Origin of the sequence: Pseudomonas abietaniphila (assembly GCF_900100795.1) — a bacterium.
GTDB lineage: Bacteria > Pseudomonadota > Gammaproteobacteria > Pseudomonadales > Pseudomonadaceae > Aquipseudomonas > Aquipseudomonas abietaniphila.
In genome coordinates this window covers 16,094-42,115 of the sequence record NZ_FNCO01000025.1, presented here as the reverse complement: position 1 = coordinate 42,115, position 26,022 = coordinate 16,094, and the positions used below count along the sequence as shown (strand labels likewise).

The window sequence follows — 26,022 nt, the reverse complement described above, 5'->3', positions numbered from 1 at the left end:
ACACACAGCAACACGCTTCGATCCGTCAGGGTTCCAGACCGATACGGAAGAACTCGCCATGGCTCCAGACGCCCATCCAGCGCTCCCCGTCGATCTCGCGGGTGACCGAGAGATCAACCAGTTGATAGAAGACATTGCGGTGAATCAAGGCCTCCAGGTTGGCGCGCACATGAAGGTAGGGTGCAGGTTCCTGGGTGGCCGGGTCGATCGAGACGCGCAAAGGATGCTCGGCGCCCGCCTCCACCGCGTCTTCGACATTGGTGGTGAAACGCAGCACCTGTGATTCGCCCTCGCCCTGCACCTCCAGCAATACGGCCACGAAAGGCGCGTCATCGACCGTGATGCCGACCTTCTCGACCGGCGTGATCAGGAAATAGTCATCGCCGTCGCGTCGGATGATGGTGGAAAAGAGCCGGACCATGGGTTTGCGCCCGATCGGCGTCCCCAGATAGAACCAGGTGCCGTCACGGGCGATCCGCATGTCGATATCGCCACAGAAATCCGGATTCCACAGGTGCACAGGCGGCAAACCTTTGCCGCTCTTGGGGATCTGCGCCAGCAGGTCGTTGGCTTTGCCCGGATCACTCATTCGCTATTCCTCAGCGGGCTTCGACGCCCAACAAACTGCGAGCGTAATCCTCCATCGGTGGACCTAGCAAATCCTCAGGCTTGGTATCGTGCAGCGTCAACAAGCCACCACGGCTGTGAATGCGCGCCGAATCGATCAGATAGCGGGTGTTGGTTTCAATCAGCATCAGTTGAATCACGCCGCTGTCGATCCCCAGACGATCCACCGCTTCCTGGTCCGACCACTCGTCAAAATTGCCAATGCGGTCGTCCGCCTTGGCGAAGCGGGTATAGAGCAGATAATGCGCGCCGGCCGCACGGGCCTCGTTCATCGCATCATCCAGACCTTCCGGTGCGCGGGCGCGGCGAACCATCGGGAAGTACTCGATGAAACCGTTGAAGGCTTCTTCGGCCACCACGTTAGGACGCGGATACGCGCCACCCGGCGGAGCAAAGGCGCCTTGAGCGATATAAATGAACGAGTCCGGCTGCAGGCGGAAGTTATTGATCCGGCGCGTCGAGCTATGGTCCAGCAGACCCGCATCGCTGAGCTCGTCGTGGGCGCCTTGTGCCAGATCGCTGACGTGCATGCAGCCACTCAATGCCAACAACGTCAGCAGTAAAACCAGGCTACGCATTACTTCCTCCAAAGTCCGGCGACGGAAAACCGGCGAATGGCCGGGTAATGCAGCTTTTGCGCCAGCTCTGGGCAAACCAGAGGCATCAGGCTCTTTGGACGCGAATTCCTTCGCGAAAATGCTTGCAGTCAGAAGAGATGTCTCTCGACCCTGTCGGTCTCTCGCAAACCGTTCGATTCGCGAAGGGCAGGACTCAACCGCCAATGATCTTCATGACGGTCGCGCCACCGGAAAACGCAACCGCCTGCTTGTCGCCCAGTGCCTTGATCAGCAAGCGCTGCAACGCCGGCAACGCCTCGTGCCGTGGCTTATCGAACAGATCGCCGACGTAATGCCGATGGCTGGACGACAGGCACCCGTGCAGCCATCCCGTCGACGAAAGACGCAGACGTGAGCACGTGCGACAGAACGGCACGCTTTCGTTGGCGATGACGCCGAAATGGCCTTGATCAGGAATGCGATAACGTACCGCTGTCGCATCGACCGGCGCATCGGCCTGCGAATACGCGTAGCGCTCGCCGATCAGCGACAGCAGTTGCCCAAGGCTGACGAATTGCTGAAGAAAGGCGTTCTGATCGCCTGCCAGATGCCCCATGCGCATCAGCTCGATGAAGCGCAATTCGTAGCCACGCGCCAGGCAGTACTCGAGCAGCGGCATGACCTGATCCAGGTTCTGACCCCGCAACGGCACCATATTGACCTTGATCCGAATGCCCGCCGCCCTCGCCTGCTCCATGCCGTCCAGCACGGCGTTCAAGTCGCCGCCCCGAGCGATCGCGCGAAATGCGCCCGGATCCAGCGTGTCGAGCGAGACATTGATCCGACGAATGCCGGCGTCCAGCAAAATCGGCAGCTTGCGCGCGAGCAACTGGCCGTTGGTGGTCAGGCTGATGTCGGAGAGACCCATTCGACCTATTCGGCTCATGAAACCCTCAAGACGCGGACTCACCAGCGGCTCGCCGCCCGTGATACGCAAGCGTTCGATGCCGGCCGCTTCAATCAGGTACTCCACGCCGCGCGCCATGGCGTCCGCCGACAGTTCATTCTGCGCAGCAACCAGCCGCTTGCCGTCTGGCACGCAGTAGGTACAGGCGTAATTGCACGCAGACGTCAGACTGATCCGCAGGTTGCGGAAACGTCGGCCTTGGCGATCAACGATCATGAGAAACTCCGGGAATGGCACAGCGCGCAAAAAATTGACTCATAAATCAACTTTTAGCAAGCGGCATTCCGGGCAAACACGAGGCAGCTCCAGAGCAGAGCACACCCGCGTGCCTGCCCAAGAGGTGAACTATCGCGAAACGAAGTTCAAGTACCAGAGACTTCCGGCTTGAGGTCATGACCGGATTCCGGGTCACGCTTGCGCTTGTTGCCCATACGCACACCGATGTCCATCAGGAACTGGAAGAAACCTTCCTGATCTTCCAGCACATTGCTCCAGAACGGCGAGTGGTACAACGCAACCGCGCCATGCACCAACGCCCAGGCGGCGCAATAGTGGAAGTAAGGCGGCACGTCTTCCAGCTTGCCTTCGGAGATCCGGCCTTTGATGAGCAGGGTCAGGTGTTCGAAGTTCGAGGCGCGGATCTTGTGCAACTGCTCCACCATCTCCGGGACCTGATTGCCCTTGACCACCTTCTCTTCCAGACGGTCGAACAGACGATAACGCTGCGGGTCACGCATGCGGAATTCAAAGTAGGCGCGCGAGAGCGCTTCCTTGTCTTTGTCGACGTCGGCAGAGTGAAGCAACTCGTTCAAATCACGCTCGTAGTCGAGCATAAGACGCAGATAGATCTCCGCCTTCGACTTGAAGTGCTTATAAATGGTGCCTTTGCCAATACCCACGGCATCAGCAATCATCTCGACGGTGACACTGTCTTCACCCTGTTCGAGAAACAGCTTGAGCGCGGTATCGAGAATTTCTTGCTCACGGCGCCGAAACTCACGGACCTTACGAGGTTCTTTCTGCATAGGAAGAGGCTGTGGGTTCAAAATCGAAGCCGCACATTATGCCTAACTTGCAGCAAATTGCACGGATCATCCGACCATGTCTACGTTTCATGACGAATTCGCCCAAGCCCCCGACTTGCGATATTTAAACCACGCAGCCGTCGGTCCATGGCCGAAACGCACTGCTGCCGCCGTCGGCAAATTCGCTGAAGAGAACGTTTTGCTGGGCGCGCGCGACTATCCGGACTGGATGAAGATCGAGCAACGCCTTCGCGAACGACTGGCGCGACTGCTGAACGCACCGTCGACCGATGACATTGCGCTGGTCAAAAATACCTCGGAAGCCCTGTCTTTTGTCGCTTTTGGCCTCGACTGGAAAGCGGGCGACAACGTGGTGATCAGCGATGAGGAATTCCCGTCCAACCGTGTCGTCTGGGAGGCCCTCAAACCGCAGGGTGTCGACGTGGTTCAAGTCAGCTTGAAAGGCGACGACCCGGAAGGGGCATTGCTGGCGGCGTGCGGACCGCGCACACGCCTGCTGTCCATAAGCTCGGTTCAGTTCGCAACGGGCACGCGCCTCAATGTCGAACGCCTGGGCCACGGTTTGAAGCAGCTCGGCGTGCTGTTCTGCATCGACGCCATTCAACACATTGGCGCCCTGCCGTTCGATGTTCAGGCCAGCCAGTGCGATTTCGCGATGGCGGACGGGCACAAATGGATGTGCAGCCCGGAAGGACTGGGCGTTTTCTATTGTCGCGCCGCGTTAAGGCCCCACTTAAAGCTGCACGCGTTTGGCTGGCACATGCTCGAACACTCCGGTGACTATGGACGTCACGATTGGCAGCCCGCCGCCAGTGCTCAGCGGTTCGAATGCGGCAGCCCGAACACACTCGGCGCGATGGCGCTGGACGCGAGCCTTTCACTGCTCGAAGAAGTCGGGATGGAACGGGTGGGAAACGCCGTCCTTGAACGGGTGAAATGGCTCGAAGAAGGCCTGAGCGCGATCAGCGGTGTGCAACTGCATTCATCCCGCGAAGCCAAGCGCCGTTCCGGCATCCTCACTTTCAGCATCGATGGCTTACAGGCAAACACCGTGTGGCAGCAGCTCATGCAAAATCAGGTGGTGTGCCTGCCCAGAGGACCAGGGATACGCTTTTCACCGCATTTCTATACACAATCACGGGTGATCGAAGAGACATTGGCGATAGTGCGTCGCATCGCCATGCATTGAGGTATCAGCAGCGGTCTGATATTCCAAAACTGTTTAAAAAACGTACAGCGCGGCGCTGGACGCCTGTGGAATATGACCAATACTTAAATTCGCTGATGCGGCATCTCCCCCAAGTGCCGGCATCGGTAAAGGCACCAATGGATAGCGTGTCTTTGTTTTACTCCTAATGGTCTTAACCCGGATTCACCCCCCAGAACCCGGGTTTTTTTTGCCTGCGATTTAACGCTTCAACGCTTGGTCTCAGGGCGTGGTCTCTCAGAGCACTGCCTCAAGCGGCGCGTTTGACCCGAGCCATCGGGAACAGGCGCTTGAAATTATCGCTGGTCTGCTCGGCAAATCGCTCGTAGCTCTCGCCTCGCAGCATCGCCAGAAACTCCGCCACTTCGCGAACGTACTGCGGCAGATTGGGCTTGCCACGGTAGGGAATCGGCGCGAGATAAGGCGAGTCAGTCTCGACCAGCAAGCGGTCGGCAGGCACTTTGCTCGCCACATCGCGCAGGGCGTCGGCATTGCGGAACGTGACGATGCCGGAGAGCGAGATGTAAAACCCAAGGTCCAGCGCGGCCTTGGCCATGTCCCAGTCCTCCGTGAAGCAGTGCAGCACGCCTGCCTGGGGCAAGGCGGCTTCACGCAGCAGGGTCAGCGTGTCCTCGCGCGCGCCGCGGGTATGTACGATCACCGGTTTGCCCGTCACGTTGGCCGCCTGTAAATGCAACCGGAACGACGCCTGCTGCAACTCCGCCGCTTCCGGCTCGTAGTGATAATCCAGACCGGTCTCGCCGATGGCGACCACGCGAGGATGATTCAACTCGTTGAGCAGCCACTCCATCGCGGGCGCCTCGCCCGGCTTGAGGTCCAGCGGGTGAATACCGACCGAGCAATCGACGTCCTCGTAACGCTCCGCCAGCGCCTTGACCGCCCCGGCATTGTCGGCGCTGACGCCGATGCACAGGAAATGACCGACACCACGGCCGCGCGCTGCCTCCAGGGCGTTATCGAGTGAGCCGGCGTGTTCGGTGAGATCGAGACGATCCAGGTGGCAATGGGAATCTACAAGCATGGGAAATCGCAGCCACTTACATCGTGTGGGTAGGACGGTCGGACTTGAGTGCCCCGGCCAGATAATTTTCGATCATGTTGCGCGCGGTATTGTCGCCGTCGTTGAACTGCACGCCGACGCCAGCCGCGCGATTGCCCTGAGCGCCTTTGGGCGTGATCCAGGTCACTTTGCCCGCAACCGGGATTTTTTCCGGCTCGTCCATCAGGTTGAGCAGCATGAACACTTCATCGCCCAGCTTGTAGCTCTTGCTGGTCGGGATGAACAGTCCGCCGTTCTTGATAAAGGGCATATAAGCTGCGTACAGGACAGACTTGTCCTTGATGGTCAGGGACAGGATGCCGTTACGGGGACCTGGGCTCAGTGGCACGCTCATCTCAACTTCCTCGGGCAATACTGATGTCATGCAGATGGCCAGTCTAACCCTGTCCGGTCAAGGATGCCCACTGCACCAACAAGGCTTCAAGCAACAAAACACGATTCAGGTTCGCTTTCGACAGCACCTTCTGACGCTGCAACAGCACCCAGTCCTGCATGGCCAATACACTGGACTGACGCGATTTTTGAGCAAGGTATTGCAGCACCTTGCGCATATCCGCCAGCCCGAGGCCGCTTTCGTCCTCGGTAAGCTGGTAACGCAGCACCAGATTCGACCAGTCGCAGAACCAGTCAAACAGCAGCAACAGCGGGATGTCCTTCCAGCCTTCGGCGAGCTGAGTGGGTGATTGCTGGCCTTTCAGCAGCTTCTTCACCCCGTCCACCACCTGGGCGCGTTGCTCCCGCACACCTTGAGCCTGAAGACTGACGGCAGCCAGCGGAGAACCGACGGCCAGGGTCAGCAGTTCGACACGCTCCTCTTCAGTGCATTCGGGCAAGGCCTGCGCCAGCCACGCCACACTCATCGCCTCGCTCGGCAGCGGACAGGCCTGCTGCACGCAACGGCTCTTGATGGTTGGCAACAGACGACTGGGCTGATGACTGACCAACAGCAACACGGTGTCCCCGGACGGCTCTTCCAGACTTTTCAGCAAGGCGTTGGCGGCGTTGATGTTCATCGACTCCACCGGCTCGATGAGCACCACCTTGCGCCCGCCCATCTGCGCGGTCTGAACCACGAAACTGACAAGGTCACGCACCTGATCGACCTTGATCGCCTTGTCCGCCTCTTCCGGTTCCAGCACGTAATTGTCGGGGTGACTGCCCGCCGCCAGCAACGAACAGGACTTGCAGTGACCACAGGCTTCCAGCCCCTGAGGTTGCTGGCACAGCAACAGGTACATCAAACGCTCGGCGAGCGCCCGCTTGCCGATGCCCGCCGGACCGTGCAGCAAGTAGGCATGGGCATGCTGGCTACGGCCTGCCAGTTGCTGCCAGAGCGCGTGCTGCCACGGGTAGGCCTCAGCCATTTCGGCGTGCCGCCAACAGGTTCAGCAGATCAGGCATCAGCGTATCGAGCGACGCCTGAACCTGATCCAGCGGCAGCGCGGCATCCACTCGACGATAGCGTTCAGGCGCGGCGGCGGCACGATTCAGGTAGGTCGTGCGCACGGCCTCGAAGAAAGCGCGGCCTTCCTGCTCAAAGCGATCCAGACGCCCCCGCGCCGCCGCGCGCGACAAGCCGATTTCCACCGGCAGATCAAACACCAGCGTCAGGTCGGGGCGCAGATCGCCCTGAACGAAGTTCTCCAGCGCAGCGATGCGCTCGACCGACAGGCCACGGCCGCCGCCTTGATAGGCATACGTCGCGTCCGTAAAACGATCGCAAAGTACCACCGCACCCCGGGCCAGCGCCGGGCGAATCACGCCCGCCAGATGCTGCGCACGGGCCGCGAACACCAGCAGCAGCTCGGTGTCGGCATCCATCGCTTCGTCACTGGGCGCCAGCAGCAATTCACGAATGCGCTCAGCCAACGGCGTGCCGCCCGGCTCGCGAGTCAGCACCACATCGACACCCTGGCTGCGCAGGCGCTCGGCCAGGTACTCGCGGTTAGTGCTCTTGCCACCGCCTAATATCTCTCTATTATAAAATGTAAACCCAAGAGATACCCGAGCCTGAATCAGTAAAAACCTAAACAAACCTATCAAATTCAATGGTTTATCTCGAAAAAATGAAAAATAAAAAAGGTAAAGATTGAAAAAACGTCAACCAGCCTGGAATCCCGAGGATTTGGAACCCAAAATGTAAACCTATGCAGCGATGATTCTCCAAAATCGCGACCTTCTGGCCATGTTCACAGGCCGAAAATGTAAACCTACCTGCTGCTGGGCATCGAATTGTATAGGTTTGAGCCAACGCTGTCTGGGTGAGAAAAACGCAGGCGCACAACCCCTCGTACTCGTCGGCGACACTGACGCCCCACGCGGCGGGGTAGTACCATCCCGCTCTACCTCCCGCGAGATCGGATAGACCAATCGCTCCCACAAGCCCTCCTCCTCCATTACCCCTCAACCGAACCGCGAAATCATCAAGGAAGGCTCCCGACCTCTCGGGCTCATTGGCAGCCAGCCACCGCAAGCGTGTACCGCAGTGAAAGTCTTGAGCGGCCTGCTGTGGAACATCTCGGTAGTCAACGCATTACTCCTCCTCATATAGGCGAACCGCCCGAAGAGGCCATTGCTGCTTATAAAAGCCATTCGGCTATCAATCGAGCCCCCCTCTATAGCATCCTCATCACGCATCAAGATCATCATTTCCTGGCGCGAATCCAAGGTTATTCATTGCCTATATATTCCCCGCAGAGATGCTGATATTGACGAGCAGGCAAACCGCCCCCCCCAATGGCTTGAGAGCATCTGGCTGCCAACGAAAAAGCGCTCGGATCACAGGTTTTGATGTCGCCGAGAAATGTGAAAATTCAATACAAATCTATCGCTATATTGACATATAACCATCAAATCAAAGCATCTTATATATTTTTATATTTCACCATCCACAAACCAATAATTGAATTTGACGCCTAATTGACATATTGAGAAAAAGCCGAGGAAATATTAAAACTTTACATACAACTAAATTGCCGCTCATAAAAACCAAAAAAACATTCAAACCCTCAAAAAAATTTTCTTGACTGCTTCCAGCTTTTGGACTTCATTAGAGGCAGAGAGGAGAACACTCACAGACCCGCCACCCAATATCTGGCTGCTTGGCGGAGCGCTTCTACTCTACCTTGCCGCACGCTTTGAACTTGGAGTTCCCATGACCTACTCCCGTTTTTTCTACACCGAGTACGAGTCCCCCTTCAAACATGAAAATGATGAGGGTCGATTCGCGATTTTTTCTACACCGCAATTTCTTACCCCGTCTTTGGGCTTTCGAAAGGAAGTGGGACTGCAACGCTTTGCGGTTCTTTGGGATGGGGCTCCGGATAACCAAATGATCCAAATCATCGAAGAAGCTATCGCTGCGCGCGTGATGTCTCCAGTAAGGCTTTTACATGTTTCAGAGAGCCATCTTGAGATCATTGCTGACAACAACCTGAGCGGTGACAAAAAGAAAGCTTTCGAATATGCCTGGGGAGCTCTCGCGGGTAAGGCAATGATGGGAGCCTGGACAGCAGCGGTCTTCACTGAGGGCAAGATGCATCCTGCCGTCGACGGGGGGCGTCTGCTGAGGTCATATGCACCCGAGATTCTCAAATATGGTGCGTTGGGGATCCAAAACTACTCGTTAGCCCTGTGCTTGGTAAGTGGCGAATGGGTCGCAGCCAAAGTGACGTAAGGCTCGAGCATAGCGACGTCTGCTACTAACGCTAGTGGGCCTAAAAAGCAGCAGTTAAATATCACACCGAATCCATTCTAAGAGGATGAGAAAATGGGCGATAAACCTGAATCCACTGGCCGTAGCAAACGCCAAAAGTTGAAGCCTAAGAGTACGTTTGACCAGATCCGGGAACAGCTCGGGCACTTCGACAGCCAGACAACTTTCCACTTCTACATGCCCGATTCTCGGGACAAGTCTGTAGAAGACGAACCAGCCACACCGACACTTCATTAGAAGCGGCGACACGGGGTTTTCGAAGTTCACGTAGCAGCCACAATGGCCCTAATCAGGAACATTAATTAAGTTTCAGGGGGTTAATGTTCCAGTTTAGGGTCATTAAGCGAGGGAAATCTTAGTTGGCCTGCCCGCTGGGCCGGCTGTCGTAAACCAAGCTCGGCTTCGCCGATCTTGCCCCTGCGGGCTTCCATCCTCAGGCCCTTCGGCCATCCCGGCCTGCGCGCTCCGCTTGCGCATAAGGACGATGTTCATCACGAGGGAGAAGTCATCAGCTACGCACGGCGTTAAGGGCATAGGTAATGCGCCGTATCAATCCGATACGGAGAACCCCTGCGCCGATGCTCAAGCCCCAAGCAGGTCAGCCGGGGGCCAGCGTTAATACTTGTCTGCATCAATCTCACCGTCGCCCTGGAACATTCTCCAGAGGGTCACGAGAACGTCCAGCTGAATAGAATGGAAGGATCCCGTATGCCTCACTCACACCTGTTACGCCAAGAATGTTCCCCCGTAGAGACCAGCGGCGCGATCAAGCATGTAGTTTTCAGCTGCCTGCAATGGAGCGGCCCCAATCTGGAAACGAGGACGTATGCTGGCCACCAGCGTTTCGCCCTGGTGTATGACGGGGCGCTAGATGATCGCCGAATCAGGATGCTGGAACGGGCACTCATTCTGGGAGCGCTCCCGCCAGTCACGCTGATCGTAGACCTTGAATCTGGCTTTTATGTTTTTGTGGACTCAGCTGTGACCAATGGCACTATCCGCCCCACGATCAACCTGTGGGCCAAGGTCATGGGGATTGACCAAGGCCAGCCTTGGGCAGCAAATATCTTCAGTGAGTCCGATCTCTACTCCGGCAAGGCGATCATTCCACTCCCAGAACAGGCGAAGCAGGTTCACGAGATGTATTCCTTGGGGATCAACAACTACAAACTCCCGTCGCTCGATCCGGATCCGGACGAAGAGAATGTCGAAGAGGTTTCCGATCCGAGCCAACAACTCCCTGCGCATCCACAGCGCCCGCAGTCCAACGTTTCGCCGCTGATTACTAAACAGCTCAGCAATGCTGCTCAGGGATTTCAAGACGGTACCCACCCACCCGAAAAATTTCGAAACTCCAATCTGCATGCACTGATGAGTAAGACGAAGATTCATGAAATCACGGAGCTCACAGTCCGTGACGTCATCTACATGCACTCGGCTGTGGGAGCAAATTTGGAACCTGGCTTGTTCAGAGGCCAAGATGATGAGATTGACCTGCCACCGATGGCTGGTCGCGTAATCGCCATGTACATCAGGGCCAAAAAACTGTCTGAGACCGACCCTCTGTTCCCATCGGCGGATGGTTCGAGGGCAGCAATGAGCGTTTCCGAGTTGGAGAAGATCTATTACGACTGGCTTACTTCAGATCAGATCAACCCCTTGAAAACGTCCGTGGGGGTTATCCGGCGGTGTATGACTGACCTTATGCGCAAGGCGGAGCTTCAGTACTTGGCGGAGGAATGTGAGAGTCTGTCCTTTCACACCTTGACCGTGACGACGCTGTGTTTGATGACGTTGATGCAACACAGCGTTGACGCAACAGCAGTTGTTTAGATCGAATCCAGAAGGCCACGCTGACATCTCGGGAAAGCAGCCTGGCTTTGATCAATGCTTGGTCGCGCCCCAATTTAGCCAATCGGGTGGATTCACGACCAAATCGATCGATAGCTCCAGCTCGTACTGCATGCGCTGCAGAACCGTATCCAACCCTGGATGAGCTTTACTTTCGCGCAAGGCAGCCACGAGCCTCAGCAGTTGCTCACCTTCCGCTAGAGGCATCTGGATGTCGCAGTAAACGGTGTCGTCTGGATCAGTAGCCATGTCGTAGGGCCTCTTTCAGCTGCGGCTAAGTCTAGACCGCCGGTTCTTGATGCATTCTAGCCCTTCAACGACGCGCCGGAGCGACTTGAACTGGGCGTGCCCTACCCGGGTCGGCTGTCGTGAACCTGGCCGCCTAGACGGCGTCCTGGCCCTAGCGGGCTGACATCCTCACGCCTTCGGCCATCATGGCCTGCGCGCTCCGCTTACGAAGAACCGTACCTACCACAGTCATGACTTAATCGATCGCGGCTCGCAAGGCTAGGTCGTCCAGACGTCCTTTGGATTGGACTCAGCGAACAGGTCGCTCATACTATCGCTTGACATCGAATCCGCATTGAGGTGGTAAATGGCCTGGCTATTTTGGAGAAACAGACCGTCAAGGCCCGAGTCATGGCACGACAAGCAAGAACGCTCGTTCATCGAAGCCATCAAAAAACTCAAAAATTTCGAGGTTACGGAAGGTGGCGGCGTCTCGATTGCTCCCGAAGAACTGCAGCAAAAAGTCCTCGAGAGTCGCACGCAAAATAGGCAATTCGTAGATTCCGCACACAGAAGATCGGCGGAGTGATAGGCGACACGTCAGATCCTAGACCTAGACACCCTCTGGTTGGGTGCGTCCTCCAAAGGACGGCTGTCATGACCCGAGCCTCGTGGCTTAACGCCGAATCTCGACACTTCCGGCTACCATCCTCGCCTCTCTCCCTTCGGCGTGCGCGCTGCGCTTCCCTTAGCCGCTGACTCCTACCGGGGCTGCTCTGCCCAGCATCTTCCAAAAAACATCACTCGTTCAGATCGTTCAGTGCGATATTTCAGCGATATCAGAGGTACTCAATGATTGCTTAACCGATAGATTTGCAGCAGAGCAAAGCTGTTCAAGAAACCAAACCACCTCTTCATATTGAAAAATCACGAATAGGTATCCAAATACGAAAGCAGGTAGATCGTTAAAATCGTCTATGAAAAGATCTACAACATGGCCGCGCGCACGACCGAAGCCTAGCTCAATGCACTGAAGCCCACCCACGCAATGATGTTCTGTTTCCGACCAATCATACGCATAGAGTTCGATCTCATTTCCGGATTCTACCGGGGCATGCTCGAACACATACCGTGATTGTTCGAGAAAACGTTCGAAGATTTCATGTGCAAGTGGTATTTCATCCAAGCCGTCTTTCAATCGATGAGGATGACTTGCGAGCAGAAGAAAGAAACCTTTGGCTAGAGCACATGACTGAGCCGCTGTCAGACTGTACACTGAGCCACCGATAGCCATGAGAATCTCAGTGTAATCAATGAGTGTGACTGACACTAAATATTTGGAAACACGCTGATTTTTCTGTTCGTACTCTTCCTCGTACAGCGACATAAAACGCGCTGCTCGAAAGGTAGACGTCGAAATATTGCTGGCACAACCGTTCATAATCATCACCAAATACTATCTTGATATTGATGTAAACGGATCACACCCATCCAAACTTTAATCTTTCAACGCATTTATTTCAAAAAAATCCAAGACCCAAAATCTAGAGATAGACAATCTCGCTGTTCAATCACTCTGAAGATCGAGCACCCTTCTCGCAATACCGCTGTGAGGCGTACGTTAAGGGCGCTCTGAACACCAAAAGTTATATCTTTGTAGCCACCAGCACCTCACCAGTTTTGCCGTCCACGATCTGAATCTTTTGAACGTGCATCATCACGAAACGTTCTTTTTGATCATTACCATTCAGTCGGCGGCGTTGAATGCTCTCAACGTACCCATAGATCTCAACGTTCGCGGTGGGCCGGGCGGCTTCGATCTTACGCGCGAGCTGTTCATCTTCAACGCTAATCAGCGTCTTATCAGCCGCCCCCGCGAACCCGATTTTATAGTCGGACGGAATGTTAGACAGATAGGCTTTGACCGGCTTTACGGATTTGAAATTTCCGTACTGCTGATTTTTGCTGTCTGTTTCAGTCAATGACAGCTTATCCGTTAACAGCGCCGCAGCGACGGGAAACCCTTTCTGGTTGAAGTCATATGACTCAAGGCTTGCGACGTTAGCCGGCAGCGATGCCTTCACCCACTGGGTATCGTGGTATGGCTGAGAAATCTCTGTGACAATCGCGGCCTGCTCTTTCTGCAAGTCTGATTTCTCAAACGCGTCGCGTGCGTGCCAAAGTTTACCGCCGATGGCGGAGATCCTCGGATCGACGCCATTCGTGTCTTGCAAAATCATAGTACTTTTTGCGATGTCTTCGGGCGTTTCATCCCACGCCTTTTTCGCGTTGTACAGTTTGTACGCAACAAACGTCTCACTGATGTCTACGTACTTCGAATCATCAGCAGTACCGGGATCAGAAAAATCAATTCGACGTGGTAGATCAGCGTCAATACGCGCCTGGCGCTCTGCGGCTTGCTGTGCTTTTTGCTCAGGTGTTGGATTGTAAATCGCGTCTGCTTTCTTTTGCTTCTCGGTTCTCGTATCGACTTTCGGCGCGGGCGCAGACTCCTGTCCACATCCCGTTAGCACCGTGATACTCAAGGCTGTCAGGGTGGCGAACAAGATACCCTTGGTCGCTGGTTTGCTCATATTCATGTTCATGCCATTACTTGTGAAATTTAGAGAAGCGGCTCGAAAGTGTTGCCGAGGACATCACATCCCAACTATCTGGGTCATCTGTGATTTTTATAAGCGTCCAAGCGCGCCACAAATAGAATCCGGCGGCCAGGCATGCTTCTACGATTGCAAAGGCAGTCGCGTGATATACAAGCCCGTCGACGTCATCTTTGCCCCAAATCCAGATCACAGGCACACAGGACGCAACCCACCCGACAACAAAGACAAGACAGAAAGCTAGAAAGGCGTAAAGCAACAGCATCATAGGCCCCAGCAGCCGAAAATGAGTGGCGAACATCTTCTCGCCATTTTCTTTCTGAAGGCCATACAAGACACCGCTGTTTTTATCTTTCTGCTTCAGATTTTTAAAAACACCGTAGAGAGTAAAGTTTTCGCCAGCATTTAGCTCTTCGTAGAACTTGTTCGTTAACTGGACATTGGGAATAGCTTCACCATCTACGACAATTGTCCCTTTGTTGGAAGGTGTGGCCAAAGTGTTGGGTGTTAACCCCATTTCTTTGTTGGTGCTCTCTTCAGGCTTTGGGGCTGATGGGTCGCCGGCAGATGTCCTCAAAGAGATCCAGCATGACATCAAGGCTTTGGATGCTCTGAAGGTCGACGCTGAGTCTTTTAAACGTCAGTTTCAAGAGGGTCAGCTTGTGTCTCGGCCCGCAGGTGTTCAAGTCAATCAGGAAAAATTGGCTGCGGTGCTGGTGTGTAAAGATCAAGGAATGTCGATCAGTGAGACCGCGAAAAAGCTGGGCATGCCGGCGACCACTGTGAGGCGATATTGGCTGAAAAACGGGAGCTGATTCACCCGACTATCATTGCCCTCCTACATCTTCCGCTCTGACACCTCGGCGATTCGATGGGCCTGCAGGTGCTCCATTTCTTGTTTTCACATCACGATAAACTTTTGAAAGTCGTGCAGGTACGGGCCGTCCGCGTGCCTAGTAGATCCCATACTTGCTTGTAGGAATCGTTCACGCCATGGCTGAGGGATGCTGGCTTCACGGACGATCTGCAAACCGTGTGCTTTAAGCTCAGTCACCACGACGATGTTCAACTCATCCACACCTCCCGCTTTATCGCTCGCGGCCCGGCGATCAATGCCATCGAGGACATCAACCACCGGCTTCGCTTTAGGATCGCCAGGCTGAAGCATTGATAGCGGCCACAGCGCTTTCCTTCGGAGCTTCTCTTGTTCTCTGAGATCTGTATCAGCGTGGTCGTCGGTCATGGTGCATTCCTCCTAATCTGGATGGCCTTCCTCTGAGCGTCGAGGTCGTGCACATTCTCTGCCAATAGAGATAGCTGAAAAGCTGGATGGTTTACATGACTGGCGATGAGGTGAGCGCGCCCTTGCGGGCCGGCTGTCGTGTACCGAGCTCGCGATTCTCGCGATCTCGGCCCTGACGGGCTTCCATCCTCGCGCCTGCGCGCTCCGCTTGCGTCAGCCTGTCGTTGCTTTCACGAACTGCCAGGCTTGTCGCTCAACCCTATTGCACAACCGCATTTCGAGGTCGACTAATCCAACCATGCATGTCAGGCAGAGCAGTTCACGACTGCAATGGCGTTTAACATGATCGCCAGTTAGTATTTTCTCTTTTCTATTCTCAAGGACGAAGATGATCAAGCTCATCGCAGCTGTATGTTTGTCGGTCGCGCTGTCAGGTTGCGCCACATCAAACTTCACCGCTGGCCGGGATTTCCCTTCGGCCAATGTCTCCAGTATCACCAAAGGAAAAACGACAGTAACCGAGCTCAAGTCGCTCTTTGGCGAGCCGTACGCTAAAAGCCCGGTAAGCGAGACTGACGAAAAGTGGGTCTACACCTACACCAACGGTTCTGCTCATGCCCAGAGCTATGTGGTGACCATGAAGGTGACCACGACGGGCACCCAGAAGACCCTAGACGTGTTGATCCGCAACGATGTCGTGATCAACTACACGTACAGCGAAGGCCCTGCGCCAGGCACGACCACTAGAACCAATTGAGTGTCGAACGCTGTGCTGTCGGGGGAGTCCAGTATCGTGATCAAAGACGAAGTCTTAGAGGTTCTCCGCGAAGCGAAGGTGCTTGCACGAAGGTTTTACCTCCTGACCGGAAAGCCACTTGGAATCACCGGTGAGGTCGCCGAATACGAAGCAGCCACCAAACTCGGCCTTCTTCTCCATCCCGCAAGGCAGGCTGGGTATGACGCAACCGAAACCCGAGAGCATGGGTCTGTAAGCATCCAGATCAAAGGTCGGTGTGTGCTAAATCCTGCGAGAATCACCGGTCGCATGGGAGCTATCAATCTACAACAGCAGTTCGACTTTGTGCTGTTGGTGCTGCTCGATACTGAGTTCAACGCATTCGCAATGTACGAGGCCAGCCGTGAGAAAGTGGAAACGGCGCTCTCGCATCCTGGCTCGAAGGCCAGGAACGAGAGAGGCTCGTTAGCCATAAGTCAGTTCATATCTATAGCGGCGCTACGCTGGAAGCGCGACTTAGCCGCCTCAGGGGCGACTGACTCGAGATTCAGATGAATGAACCCGCTCCACAGATAGCCGACGCTCAGATCCTGGTGCAACAAGCACTGGGCCGCTGCCTGCTGCGTATTCAACAGTACGAGATGCTGCTGAAAAGGTTAGCGGCCCACATTGATCTTCAAGGCCCAGTCGACGAGATCCTGGGCCTGCAGCAGAAGAAGGCCGAAGGTCTGCAGAACAAAACCCTTGGCCAGCTCGTACGAATTCTCACCGACGACTACATGGTCGCGTCTGATGGCGAGGGATCTGATGCTCCATCTTCAGGCCAAGCGGGATGGTTTCGGTTCAGATCGAAAATGCTCGTATCTGAGGAAAGTTTTCTGGAAACCAAATCCGCACTGACGGAATTGGTGAGTCTTCGTAATCTGCTCGCGCACCATTTCATTGAGCGTTTTGATATTCGAAGTCTGCATGGATGTAATCAAGCGCAAGCGTTCTTGGAAGAGAGCCTCGAATCGATCGCAAACCATTACTTCAGCCTATTGGACTGGGCAAAATCGTTTGACAATATCCGAGAATTGCTCAATTCAGCACTGCAGGATTTCCTTGATGGCATTGATCAGGATGGTTCAGTTTCCTGGCCGGTGAACGGTCTGACCGACAGCTTGATCTACGCCGAGGAAGCCCTATCACAAGGTGGTTGGACGCCTCTGTCAGAGGCCATCCGCTGGTGCTCGATGACGTATCCCGCTCAGACACTACGTCGGTATGGATGTGCCAGCTGGCGTGAGGTGATCCATAAATCAGGGCTGTTTGAAACTCGAAAAAGTATCGACCCCAAGTCTGGCAATTCACGGATTCATTACCGCAGCAAACCCGAACAAACAGGCGCCTGAAAAATGGGTCTGGAGATATTTTTTGCTCGTCCGTTTCTTCCGTCAATTCATCCAAAAATCGGCTGATTTTTGGACGTTCAAAGAGACTGAACAATCCTGATGGATGGCATCTGTCAATTTACGTAATATCATGATTAATAAGATTTTTTTCTAAAAAAAACCTTGACCGAGTGCGCTCCATGAGCTTGGCTTCCCTCACCACAGAGGAGAAATTGCCATGCCGCTTTCAGCCCTGCTACACCTCGAATACGACCCTGTCGAACCTACCGATGCCATGAAGCACATGGTCTTCTGTTGCCAACAAACCAAAGGCCCAAACCTCGAAGTTTTGCCGGCGACTGGCACCCAACGGTTTGCCGTGTTGTACGGCGAAGAGTTGGATGACGACCTAATTGGAGTCCTGGAGCGGGCTTATGCCTCAGGTACGTTGTCACCGGTGAAACTCATCGCCGCTGAAGAGAACAAGCTCTACATCTTTTTGGACTCAGCCGTGGCCAGTGCCACCGTTCCTATAATTGAGAGCTTGTGGGCAAACGTCGTTGCAACTGGCGACGGGTCTTGGGTGGTAAGTTTCGCAACCGAAACCGAGGCGCTTTCGGGCGGCTCTGATTTCAAGTGCTGGGATGATGCAAAGGAAGTCTTGGAATCTTATTCGCTAGGTATCGAGTCATTCGACTCCTCGGCTCGCGACGGAGCAGAGCTCTCGATCCATACTTACAAAAAAGAGACTCATCTCGACACCGCCTCGGAGCACCAAGATACGTTAGCAGCGGGCAACATACGCCCTCAGGCTAGCCCACATGAACTCCCAGATCAGAGTCCATGCGTGCCTTGTGAGCCCTGGATGGACAGATCGCTGTGTGCCGACCCAAGATTGCTGAGCAACACCGCGCTGATGGCTTTGGGAAATACGGTGCACAGCTGCAAAAGCCTTCGCGAGGCTTGCTTGCGAGCCATGCTTATGTCGACGAGTATCCGCATGGTTGAATTGACGTCAATCAAGGTCGAAGACGTCAGCATCTCACAGGCGGTAGTGAAGTTGCGGATCAACGCCTTCAAATCCCACAGATCAATGCACCGTTTTTTGGCTCCAGCCATTACTCCCAAACTGCTCCGCACGTACGTTCAGGAGTACCACTTGTCTCCAACGGACTACCTCTTCCCCTCTGCCAGAGATGCCTCAAAGCCTTTGAGTATTCGGGAGGTCAGCGTGGTGTTTAACCGCTGGCTTCGCGACGCTCAAATCGAGCGACAACAGCTCACGCCGAGCAGCATTCGCTCATCTTTCGCTCATCCTAGCCACTCGTTAACGCTGCAACGTGCTGCGGAGATGATGGGCCATGGCTCGCCAACAAGGACGCTGGACTAACTCTCTCAGTACCACCCGCTCCAAAACCAGTGAGCTTGCCACCAGCCAAATCCATTCCGACGTTTGGCTGGCCGCTCCCTCCCCCACTTCGTGAACGGAACTCATATGGCCACTCTGGAATTTCAACAGACCCTGCCGGCAGTGATCGAGGTTGTACAGCGCACAGGGGTTTTGATCTCGTCTGAGTCAGCTCGACCTGGCGGCCCGAGGGGGTCGGGGGACAAGGCCGACGTTGACATTGTGATTGAGGTCTTGCTCAGGAAGGAGCTGCTGGAGATTGTCAGCGCCGATTGGTGGGGCGAAGAAACGCCTCACTCGCTGACAGGCAAGGCCCTGTGCTGGGTTGTTGATCCTAACGACGGTACGAGTGATTTCCTGAGTGGACTGAAGGGTTCCGCGATTTCTGTTGGCTTGCTGCAAAACGGGCAACCGGTCTTGGGTGTGGTGTATGCACCAGTGACGCCTCATGGAATTCCGGATTGCATAGCTTGGGCTGTGGGCATGGATCATCTGGTGAGGAATGGTCAGCCGGTGGTCGTGGATCTGTCGAACCAGGAGCTTTCTGGAGAGAGCAAGGTGATGGTCAGCGCAGCGGCTGATCGCAAGCCGGAAATCAACAGGGAGCTTTGTGCGCCTGGCCATTTTGATGCAATGCCTTCGATCGCTTATCGCCTTGCGCGGGTCGCTGCCGGGGATGGTGTTTGTGGGGTCTCGCTGTACTCCGTGAGCGCACATGACGTTGTCGCCGGCCATGCCTTGCTCGTTGGCTCGAAGGGCGTCCTGATCGACGAGAACGGCCTTCCCATTCGGTACGAGACGGATACGCAAATGGCTCGAGTCTCGAACCGCTGTTTCGGCGGCGCAGCCAGTGCGTGCTTGCAGTTGTACAAGCGCGACTGGAACAAGGTCTTTGCTTAGATGGGGGCCTTTTCGAGCACCGCTGTCAGCGACAACTTAGGAGAAGTCGGCGCACTAGCTATAAGAGCCATACTTTCACGCAAGCGTGCTCCGCTGAGCTTGCTACAGAGCTGTTCTGCCGCTCATGGATTACCGGAGAACAGCGAACACTTCGCTGTTCAGACCATATGCGCCCCATGGGTCGCAATTCAAAAGAATGGAGGCAGCCATGCTGAAACCAAGCCAGATACTCGCATCTGAATGGGCAGTCCTGAGTTTGGATAAGGTCATGGCAGTGCTGCCGGGGATCTATGCGCAGCAGCCGGAAAGGCTACAGAAAGCAATTGAGGGATTGCATTTCTTCGACGCTTTTCTTGGCGTCACCGATGCCCCAGATGATCACCTCTTTACCTCAAGAGCGCTCCTGGAATTCAGAGGGTTTCTCGCTGCTGAAGTCGACTTGCCAGCGGCAGATGCTCTGAAAATCGTCTGGGCTGTCGGTGACTGGCTACTGACGGGTGGGCTGATCAGTGAGCAGGACGTTCAATTTGCGCTGAGCCAGGATGAGACTTGTGCCATGCGCTTGTACCAAGAAGCCTCGCCATTGCCAGAACGTATCAACTACTACAGCGAGCGGTTCGAGATTCGTGGCGGCTCATTCGTCATTGATCTCTCCTACCTCGACTCAACCCTAAGCGAGTCGTCTCAACAATTTCTTCGTGATCGGTTTGTTGACTACCTCAAGGACAAAGACGCGTACCAGGCGCGGACAGACGTTGAGCTTATCTACAGCTTGCTTATGGGCTATGTCGCGAAGTGGCCGGCCCGTGAGCTCAGTGCAACGCTCTCAAAAAAGGAAACGGTCATTTTCCTTGAAGAGATCAAAGCTGAGACGGACAGGCAAATGTTCTTTGCTGGCTTAACCCATGCCGAGGCGAAAGAAAACCGGAAATTCGTTATGAACGTGGTTCGTCATTTCTTCATGCGTAGCGGTATCTTTGCCACTGTCAGCAAGGTGTGACAGACCTTGACGAGGGCTCTGGCTAACCTAGGCCTTGTGGATGCTAGGATCTGGTCTGCCGCCCTGCACTGGATTCGACTTTTCGCGTAGGTCGGCCCTCCCCCAGCCTCTCTGAGAATAAGGCGAATGATGAAGTTGGTCAGGCTAATACGACACGGTGAAAGTGCAGCAAACGCCGGTGCGGCTACTCAGGATCACCAAAGCATACCCCTCACTGAGCACGGCGTTGATCAGGCTCGCCGAGTCGCCCATTCATTCGCCACAGCTCCAGACTTGATCGTCACTTCGCCCTTTTCTCGCGCTTTGGCCACCGCTCAGTTCACAGCGAGCGCATTCCCGTCTGTCCCCATGGAGACGTGGCCAATTCAGGAGTTCACATACCTGGAGCCGGCAAGGTGCGTAAACACTTCAGTGGCTCAGCGGCGGGACTGGGTGCGGGAGTATTGGAACCAGGCCAATCCCACGTTCGTAGACGGTGATGGTGCAGAGTCATTCCTTGAGTTTGTATCGCGGGCAGAAGCGTTTTTGAGGCGGCTTGCGGCTCATCCGGCGGAAGACATTGTGGTTTTCTCGCATGGGCAGTTCATCAACGCCGTCGCGTGGTTGATCGAGCGACAGCCTACAGAGATCGATAGTCGCGCGATGGTGGATTGGCGAGAGTATGAGATCGTTAATCACGTGGAGAATTGTGGCGGGTACCAACTCATGTACGGACAAAGTGATAGTGGTTGGAGGCTTACATCGAGGGATGCTGAGGGCGCGGCTCTGCGAGCACGGCTGTCGTAAACCAAGCCGCCTGACGGCGTCTTGGCCCTGCGGGCAGACATCCTCGCGTCTGCGCGCTCCGCTTGCCGGCCTTAAGCTCTAATCGTTCGAGGACTACCTGTTGGCGAACTTCGATCTCGACCTTACTCGGGTCACTAAAACTCACTACATCACCGGGAAAGCAGCGATAAATTTTCCTTGGCCGGGTTCGACTACCGGAGGATGGCATTTCCTTGGGTAGTGGAACAGAGACACTGGGCAGGTGAAAGCCTCGTTAGCGGGCATCCACTGCCCCGACACTTCGTTTCTTTTCGGTGCCACTGGTGTGCTTGATGCCCGCGAAGAACTCGCAAAACGTGGTTAGCATATCGATTCAGCGATCTACATGGCAGACCATTTCCGTGCCGCTGCTGACATGGTTACGGCCTGGGCAATTGGTCAAAATGAGCATTGCAATGTCGAGCTCGCAGACTGGTTTCCAGCGCATGAGGATCACACCACTGTCGTACGAATGCTCGAGTCGTCGCTAAGCAAGCTTGAGTACACCGAACAGCAGCGGCTTAGTCACTGGCTCAAGCGTCAAAGCGTGTACCAATAAGGTCGCAGCGATTCAGACTCTAAGCTGCTGGGCGTGGCCTCCGGCACGTCGTGAACCAAGCTGCCAGAGGGCGTCTTGGCCCTTCGGGCTTTCATCTTTTGACGACCGCCCTCCTTCGCAAAATTATCGCTCAGCAATAATTATGGCTGAGCCATAATTTCAAATAATTCGATCCGAGGAGCCAGACACTACTCTCATCTGCAACGAGAGCCTGGGATTGGCTGGACTTTCTCGAATCTGGCTTAGCGGACGACCGCCTTGGCATACGACTCTGACGTCTCCTCCCGCTCGCCATTGCGCCAGCAAGCTCTCCGAACTTTCCTACACGGAATCCCGAGTAAACCAGCTGTAAAACCACCTGTGCATTTCGCCTAGGCCGAGCAGATACCAGAATTCCAGGAAGTACATCAGATAGCTCATCCAGACTCCCCAACCGCGACCTGGAAGGCTCATGTGGACATAGCCAATCAGCACTGCGCCTACCACCCACAGACACAATGCGAATGCCCATGCTCTCCGTCTGTAAACCCAACATTCGTTCCTAGTCATCGATGCTCGATTTTAGGGGGTTACTGATTTGGCCATTTCCGGCGCGAATCGTTTCCCGCGACTGTGCATCACCTACTGGGAAGTCTGAACGAAACGGTGCTCGTCAGGCGCATCCCCCCATCCATCACGTCACGCCTGGTCATGGACAGCCACTCGAGACGCCGGCGAATTAGCAGTTTGTCCTGTTTCTGCTGCGACCTAGGCCTCCATGCAATATCCTTGCGCCACGCAATCAACCTAGAAGTAGTGAATAGAACGATGGGTTTTGAACAACTAGCTGAGCTACGTGACCGCTTGCGGGCTGAAAAGGAGCCCCAAAAGGCCGAACGCGCGAAACACCCCAAGCGTAAATCTCCTCCACAGGTGAAGCCTCGCAATCAAGATCCAGCCGTAGAAGCAATCTGGCCATTGCAGAAGCATTTTCCACTGGCGTTCCCCGTCAATCCGGCTCCGAAGGTTCCGCTCAAAGAAGGCATTCTCAAGGATGCCGAGCAACACTTGGAGCTGCTAGGGTTGACCAGCGAACAGCTCAAGCTAGGCATCTCCACTTGGTGCCAAGGATCCCGGTACTGGAAATGCATGATGGAAAATGCACCGCGCGTGGACTTGAACGGGCAGCCAGTTGGGATCGTGACGGCGTCACAAGCGCTTCATGCGAAGCGGCAAGCCTCTCGGCAACGTGGCCAAGACAGGCGAAATCGCGTTCAGCCAAAAGCCGTGGCGCCAGCGCCCGCCGCCGATGCGACCGTGTTGCAAGCAACGGACTGAGAAAAGTTAGCTAACTCAAAGGCCTTTCAGCCAGGAGCGCGCGGCTGCATTCCCCTTCGGCCTTTCAGGCCTACTCGCTCCGCACAAGTTTGAGTGGGGGAAAACGCGCGCATCACCTTAATGCTCACGTGCCTGATGGGAAGCTTGTCCTATCAGTCTTTTACCTGCGGGCAGGGATTAACCACTTCCCACACGTCCAGCGTTGCATGCCAAGGAACAGTCGTGCCTGATACGACGCCACCGACAGTCTGCTGTCGATCGGTTTTACGCACAAACGACCCCTCCGATCCTGTGAATACGTGCTGCCCACGACTCGCAAGATAATCAAAGAATTTGAGTTTCACGGGCACATTCAGTTGGCCACCGGGCGTGATGGCTGCGAGCATGATTGCTTTGTCCTCGGTGAAGACCATGAATGGTTCGACACCCGTGCGACCAGCAGCGGTCTTCACGCACTGCACCTGCTCGGGGAGGATGCGAGTGACCTCGGTATACGTGTGGTCGCTATACAGGCTGAGGATCAAGCCCTTGCTGGTCAGCACTCCCAAGCCTTGCGTGGCTTTGCAACTTGCTTCGCTACCGTATGGATGAAAACACCAGTTGGTCTCTGATACGGCCTGGATATCCGAGGGCTCAAGCTTCAGATCGTGTTGGATTTGGGTCTTAGCCTCAGGCGTCTCGTAGGGGATCATCACGCATCCACCGAAGGTCGCCGCTACGGTGAAGCCTACCGCCGCAGCCAGGTAACGAAGAGGTGATTTGAACGTCTGCATTAAGCGCACTCCATGCTGTATTGCCACTGCAAGAACGCGGTGGCGTTTTTTGCGGGAGGAACTTAAAGCATTGCCGACGGGCAGTCACTCGCCTTTACGCTGATGAACATGACTGCACCCTCATAGGTAGATAAGCCATTGATGATACTCCCCCGACAACACAGCGAAGAGCCGTTAATCTACAACCCATTTTGAGGCGGTTATCCAATCGACAGGGTCGGTCAGATCCCTGCGCCAGTAGCATCGGTTGGAACTGGAAAGTGCAATCGGGATAGAGGCGATTCGCCTTGCGTTAGAAGGCCTCAAGCCTCGCCTGAATGCCGGCGTCTTTGGCCATAGCGATCATGGTTTCGACGCGGTCGAGATCCACGATGAAGCCTGCGTACTCGTCACCACCGGTATTCAGGTGCAGATAGCGTTTGCCGAACTTGGTTAGCCACTCATCAAACTCAACCAGCACCTGCACAACGGTCATCCCTTCGCATTGCTCGTAGGGATACAGCTCTTGGATGCCGCAGACTTTGGTCAGATATGGGGCCAGATATTCGAAACCATCGAATCCTTTCCAATCTATGGCGAGCAGGATGAGGTGCTCGAGTGATTGCCCTTTATCCGTATCCAGCAAGCCTTCTGTCAGCGCGCTGGATGGCTCCTCTCCTTGCCCATAGCGACGCATAACTCGTCGGACGAGACGCGCCTGCTCCTTCTCAGGGAGACGTGCCAGTAGACTTTGGGTGAAAGCCTTGAGCTCAGCGCGGAAAGGATGAAGCTCTCGCATGATTGCGGCGTCACTCAACGGTGGCTCGTCAGGAGGAGGTTGAGTGAAGCGGCCACCGAATAATCTATCCAGAAATCCCATACATCTCCCTTCCTTGGACAGAAGGCTTGCGCCCTGCCCCATCGATAATCAGTTCTTACCCAGGTTAGAGCATTGAGTGCCACATCAGTTGGGCGTGGCCTGCGGCACGGCTATCGTGAACCAAGCCGCCAAACGGCGTCTTGGCCCTGCGGGCTTCTATCCTCACGCGCTTTTGCTCACAAACCCTACGGCACTACCCAGCGATACCCATCTGATGAACGCTGAACGACTTAGAGCAAGCGATGACCTCCGACCCGTTGACGGCCCATAGGTGGTTTGACTCTTGTTTTCGAACACCGACGCGACGTTGTGTCGAGCACCGCCTCTGTCAAGACAGTGTAAGAAACATGTAAATTGTTGTTTTATATGGCTATTCAACCGAACCACCTTCCGAACTTTTTCTTTACCTCAGGTCTATTTGATCAAGCTAGGCCGATATTCATGCCTTCCATTGTTCAGCTGAGGTGCATTCCTGAATGAAATCCTACATTCCCAAAGTGCTGCTGGCAGGTCTCTTCTCGCTCACGGTGGTGAGCAACGTATCAGCCATGCAGATGCGGCACGGTGCAGCTACGCCGGCGGATCCGACAGTTGCCCAGTCCACATCCCATCCCGTGGAAAACCCCTGGCCTAACTTGGCGAGCTTGGACACTTCAACATCCGGGTCAATGCTAGCCCAGGGCGACCGTTACTGGCACGACGGTCGATGGCACTCCCGCAGAGAAGAAATGCGTCGAGCCCATTGGCGCAGAGAGCAAGCCCGTAGAGAAGCTGAACGCCGTAGAGATTGGGAGCGTCATCATCCACAGGCAAGCCACCATTACCGTCGCTAGAGCCACGGCGTTTTGGCAGCCGGTTGGGTGGAGTCCATTAATTCACCGGGTCGGTAGATTGAGGAGAGTTTATGGCTGAGTTGCCGCGCCTATCGGCCAGGTTGTCGTGAACCGGGCCGCCCTCGGCCGGGCGTCTCGGCCCTCCGGGCTTCCACCCTTCGCGCCTGCGCGCTCCGCTTGCACTGGCGCCATCGTGATCTCACGCTAGTCTCGCTCTTTTGGATTTGAGCCTGACGATTGGATCGTATGGCACACGGAGTCCGGGATAAAGGGGTGACCTCAGCTTCACGTCCGTGCTCCGGCTCGAGACATGGAGGTGA

Annotated in this window: 27 protein-coding genes; 12 read left to right on the top strand and 15 right to left on the bottom strand. The window is 55.1% G+C overall.

Translation table 11 applies throughout. The features are described 5' to 3' along the window. Positions 1 to 25: 25 nt before the first annotated feature. The 4 genes from BLS87_RS30990 to BLS87_RS30975 all read right to left on the bottom strand — a co-directional run bounded on the left by BLS87_RS30990 (position 26) and on the right by BLS87_RS30975 (position 3,176). Complete coding sequence (locus BLS87_RS30990) at positions 26 to 589, bottom strand: DUF1285 domain-containing protein (RefSeq protein ID WP_074758908.1); 564 nt, start codon at positions 587 to 589, stop codon at positions 26 to 28. 10 nt (positions 590 to 599) lie between these two features. Next, positions 600 to 1,205 (bottom strand): DUF4823 domain-containing protein, encoded by a 606-nt coding sequence (locus BLS87_RS30985; protein WP_074758906.1) that lies wholly within the window; start codon positions 1,203 to 1,205, stop codon positions 600 to 602. A gap of 193 nt (positions 1,206 to 1,398) precedes the next feature. After that, on the bottom strand, positions 1,399 to 2,367 hold the full coding sequence (locus BLS87_RS30980) for a GTP 3',8-cyclase MoaA (protein ID WP_074758903.1): 969 nt from the start codon (positions 2,365 to 2,367) through the stop codon (positions 1,399 to 1,401). A gap of 146 nt (positions 2,368 to 2,513) precedes the next feature. After that, positions 2,514 to 3,176, bottom strand: coding sequence for a TetR/AcrR family transcriptional regulator (locus tag BLS87_RS30975; protein WP_074758901.1), 663 nt, complete (start codon positions 3,174 to 3,176; stop codon positions 2,514 to 2,516). A gap of 76 nt (positions 3,177 to 3,252) precedes the next feature. Between BLS87_RS30975 and BLS87_RS30970 the strand changes: the two genes are divergently transcribed. Continuing rightward, on the top strand, positions 3,253 to 4,386 hold the full coding sequence (locus BLS87_RS30970) for an aminotransferase class V-fold PLP-dependent enzyme (RefSeq protein WP_074758899.1): 1,134 nt from the start codon (positions 3,253 to 3,255) through the stop codon (positions 4,384 to 4,386). 268 nt (positions 4,387 to 4,654) lie between these two features. On the opposite strand, the gene BLS87_RS30965 is transcribed toward BLS87_RS30970, so the two are convergent. Genes BLS87_RS30965 through tmk form a run of 4 tightly spaced genes read right to left on the bottom strand, consistent with a single transcriptional unit; the run spans position 4,655 to position 7,456 of the window. Next, positions 4,655 to 5,446, bottom strand: coding sequence for a TatD family hydrolase (locus BLS87_RS30965; protein WP_074758897.1), 792 nt, complete (start codon positions 5,444 to 5,446; stop codon positions 4,655 to 4,657). Positions 5,447 to 5,462: 16 nt separating this feature from the next. Further along, the gene (locus tag BLS87_RS30960; protein WP_037011754.1) at positions 5,463 to 5,819 is read right to left on the bottom strand and encodes a PilZ domain-containing protein; all 357 of its coding nucleotides are present in this window, start codon (positions 5,817 to 5,819) and stop codon (positions 5,463 to 5,465) included. A gap of 43 nt (positions 5,820 to 5,862) precedes the next feature. Continuing rightward, positions 5,863 to 6,849 carry a DNA polymerase III subunit delta' gene (locus tag BLS87_RS30955; protein ID WP_074758895.1) on the bottom strand — a complete coding sequence of 329 codons (987 nt, stop codon included), beginning with the start codon at positions 6,847 to 6,849 and terminating at the stop codon, positions 5,863 to 5,865. Beyond that, a complete protein-coding gene (gene tmk / locus BLS87_RS30950; protein WP_074758941.1) occupies positions 6,842 to 7,456 on the bottom strand; it encodes a dTMP kinase in 615 nt (204 codons plus the stop codon). The genes BLS87_RS30955 and tmk overlap by 8 nt, the downstream gene beginning before the upstream one ends. Before the next feature lie 1,183 nt (positions 7,457 to 8,639). On the opposite strand from tmk, the gene BLS87_RS30940 reads away from it, so the two are divergent. Both BLS87_RS30940 and BLS87_RS30930 read left to right on the top strand, forming a co-directional pair. Next, complete coding sequence (locus BLS87_RS30940) at positions 8,640 to 9,161, top strand: hypothetical protein (protein ID WP_074758891.1); 522 nt, start codon at positions 8,640 to 8,642, stop codon at positions 9,159 to 9,161. A 747-nt stretch (positions 9,162 to 9,908) separates the two neighbouring features. After that, a complete protein-coding gene (locus BLS87_RS30930) occupies positions 9,909 to 11,033 on the top strand; it encodes a hypothetical protein (RefSeq protein ID WP_074758887.1) in 1,125 nt (374 codons plus the stop codon). Positions 11,034 to 11,084: 51 nt separating this feature from the next. On the opposite strand, the gene BLS87_RS30925 is transcribed toward BLS87_RS30930, so the two are convergent. The 4 genes from BLS87_RS30925 to BLS87_RS30905 form a co-directional block, all read right to left on the bottom strand. Next, a complete protein-coding gene (locus tag BLS87_RS30925) occupies positions 11,085 to 11,300 on the bottom strand; it encodes a hypothetical protein (RefSeq protein ID WP_074758885.1) in 216 nt (71 codons plus the stop codon). A 796-nt stretch (positions 11,301 to 12,096) separates the two neighbouring features. Beyond that, a complete protein-coding gene (locus BLS87_RS30915) occupies positions 12,097 to 12,729 on the bottom strand; it encodes a hypothetical protein (RefSeq protein ID WP_143024529.1) in 633 nt (210 codons plus the stop codon). A 196-nt stretch (positions 12,730 to 12,925) separates the two neighbouring features. Beyond that, positions 12,926 to 13,879 (bottom strand): hypothetical protein, encoded by a 954-nt coding sequence (locus BLS87_RS30910; protein WP_143024528.1) that lies wholly within the window; start codon positions 13,877 to 13,879, stop codon positions 12,926 to 12,928. 10 nt (positions 13,880 to 13,889) lie between these two features. Further along, positions 13,890 to 14,393, bottom strand: coding sequence for a hypothetical protein (locus BLS87_RS30905; protein WP_244165929.1), 504 nt, complete (start codon positions 14,391 to 14,393; stop codon positions 13,890 to 13,892). Between the two features lies 1 nt (position 14,394). Between BLS87_RS30905 and BLS87_RS30900 the strand changes: the two genes are divergently transcribed. Further along, the gene (locus BLS87_RS30900; protein ID WP_074758877.1) at positions 14,395 to 14,712 is read left to right on the top strand and encodes a helix-turn-helix domain-containing protein; all 318 of its coding nucleotides are present in this window, start codon (positions 14,395 to 14,397) and stop codon (positions 14,710 to 14,712) included. Positions 14,713 to 14,798: 86 nt separating this feature from the next. Here BLS87_RS30900 and BLS87_RS30895 read toward each other — a convergent pair whose 3' ends face one another. Continuing rightward, positions 14,799 to 15,140, bottom strand: a complete 342-nt coding sequence (locus BLS87_RS30895) for a hypothetical protein (protein ID WP_074758875.1) — start codon at positions 15,138 to 15,140, stop codon at positions 14,799 to 14,801. Between the two features lie 388 nt (positions 15,141 to 15,528). Between BLS87_RS30895 and BLS87_RS30890 the strand changes: the two genes are divergently transcribed. From BLS87_RS30890 to BLS87_RS30845, 8 genes are all read left to right on the top strand, one after another. Next, positions 15,529 to 15,897: a hypothetical protein gene (locus BLS87_RS30890; protein WP_074758873.1), complete on the top strand. Its 369-nt coding sequence runs from the start codon at positions 15,529 to 15,531 to the stop codon at positions 15,895 to 15,897. Positions 15,898 to 15,933: 36 nt separating this feature from the next. After that, a complete protein-coding gene (locus tag BLS87_RS30885) occupies positions 15,934 to 16,431 on the top strand; it encodes a hypothetical protein (protein WP_244165928.1) in 498 nt (165 codons plus the stop codon). Beyond that, the gene (locus BLS87_RS30880; protein WP_074758871.1) at positions 16,428 to 17,270 is read left to right on the top strand and encodes an OST-HTH/LOTUS domain-containing protein; all 843 of its coding nucleotides are present in this window, start codon (positions 16,428 to 16,430) and stop codon (positions 17,268 to 17,270) included. Before BLS87_RS30885 ends, BLS87_RS30880 begins: the two co-directional genes overlap by 4 nt. A gap of 217 nt (positions 17,271 to 17,487) precedes the next feature. Further along, complete coding sequence (locus BLS87_RS30875; RefSeq protein ID WP_074758869.1) at positions 17,488 to 18,639, top strand: tyrosine-type recombinase/integrase; 1,152 nt, start codon at positions 17,488 to 17,490, stop codon at positions 18,637 to 18,639. A 105-nt stretch (positions 18,640 to 18,744) separates the two neighbouring features. Next, complete coding sequence (locus tag BLS87_RS30870; RefSeq protein ID WP_074758867.1) at positions 18,745 to 19,557, top strand: inositol monophosphatase family protein; 813 nt, start codon at positions 18,745 to 18,747, stop codon at positions 19,555 to 19,557. 208 nt (positions 19,558 to 19,765) lie between these two features. Continuing rightward, positions 19,766 to 20,557 (top strand): hypothetical protein, encoded by a 792-nt coding sequence (locus BLS87_RS30865; RefSeq protein ID WP_074758865.1) that lies wholly within the window; start codon positions 19,766 to 19,768, stop codon positions 20,555 to 20,557. Positions 20,558 to 20,686: 129 nt separating this feature from the next. Beyond that, positions 20,687 to 21,343: a histidine phosphatase family protein gene (locus tag BLS87_RS30860; protein ID WP_074758863.1), complete on the top strand. Its 657-nt coding sequence runs from the start codon at positions 20,687 to 20,689 to the stop codon at positions 21,341 to 21,343. A gap of 1,384 nt (positions 21,344 to 22,727) precedes the next feature. Beyond that, a complete protein-coding gene (locus BLS87_RS30845; RefSeq protein ID WP_074758859.1) occupies positions 22,728 to 23,237 on the top strand; it encodes a ProQ/FinO family protein in 510 nt (169 codons plus the stop codon). Positions 23,238 to 23,389: 152 nt separating this feature from the next. Here the strand turns inward: BLS87_RS30845 and BLS87_RS30840 are convergent, their stop codons facing one another. Then, positions 23,390 to 24,010 (bottom strand): hypothetical protein, encoded by a 621-nt coding sequence (locus BLS87_RS30840; protein WP_074758857.1) that lies wholly within the window; start codon positions 24,008 to 24,010, stop codon positions 23,390 to 23,392. A 292-nt stretch (positions 24,011 to 24,302) separates the two neighbouring features. After that, the gene (locus BLS87_RS30835; RefSeq protein WP_074758855.1) at positions 24,303 to 24,869 is read right to left on the bottom strand and encodes a DUF6630 family protein; all 567 of its coding nucleotides are present in this window, start codon (positions 24,867 to 24,869) and stop codon (positions 24,303 to 24,305) included. Positions 24,870 to 26,022: the final 1,153 nt, after the last annotated feature.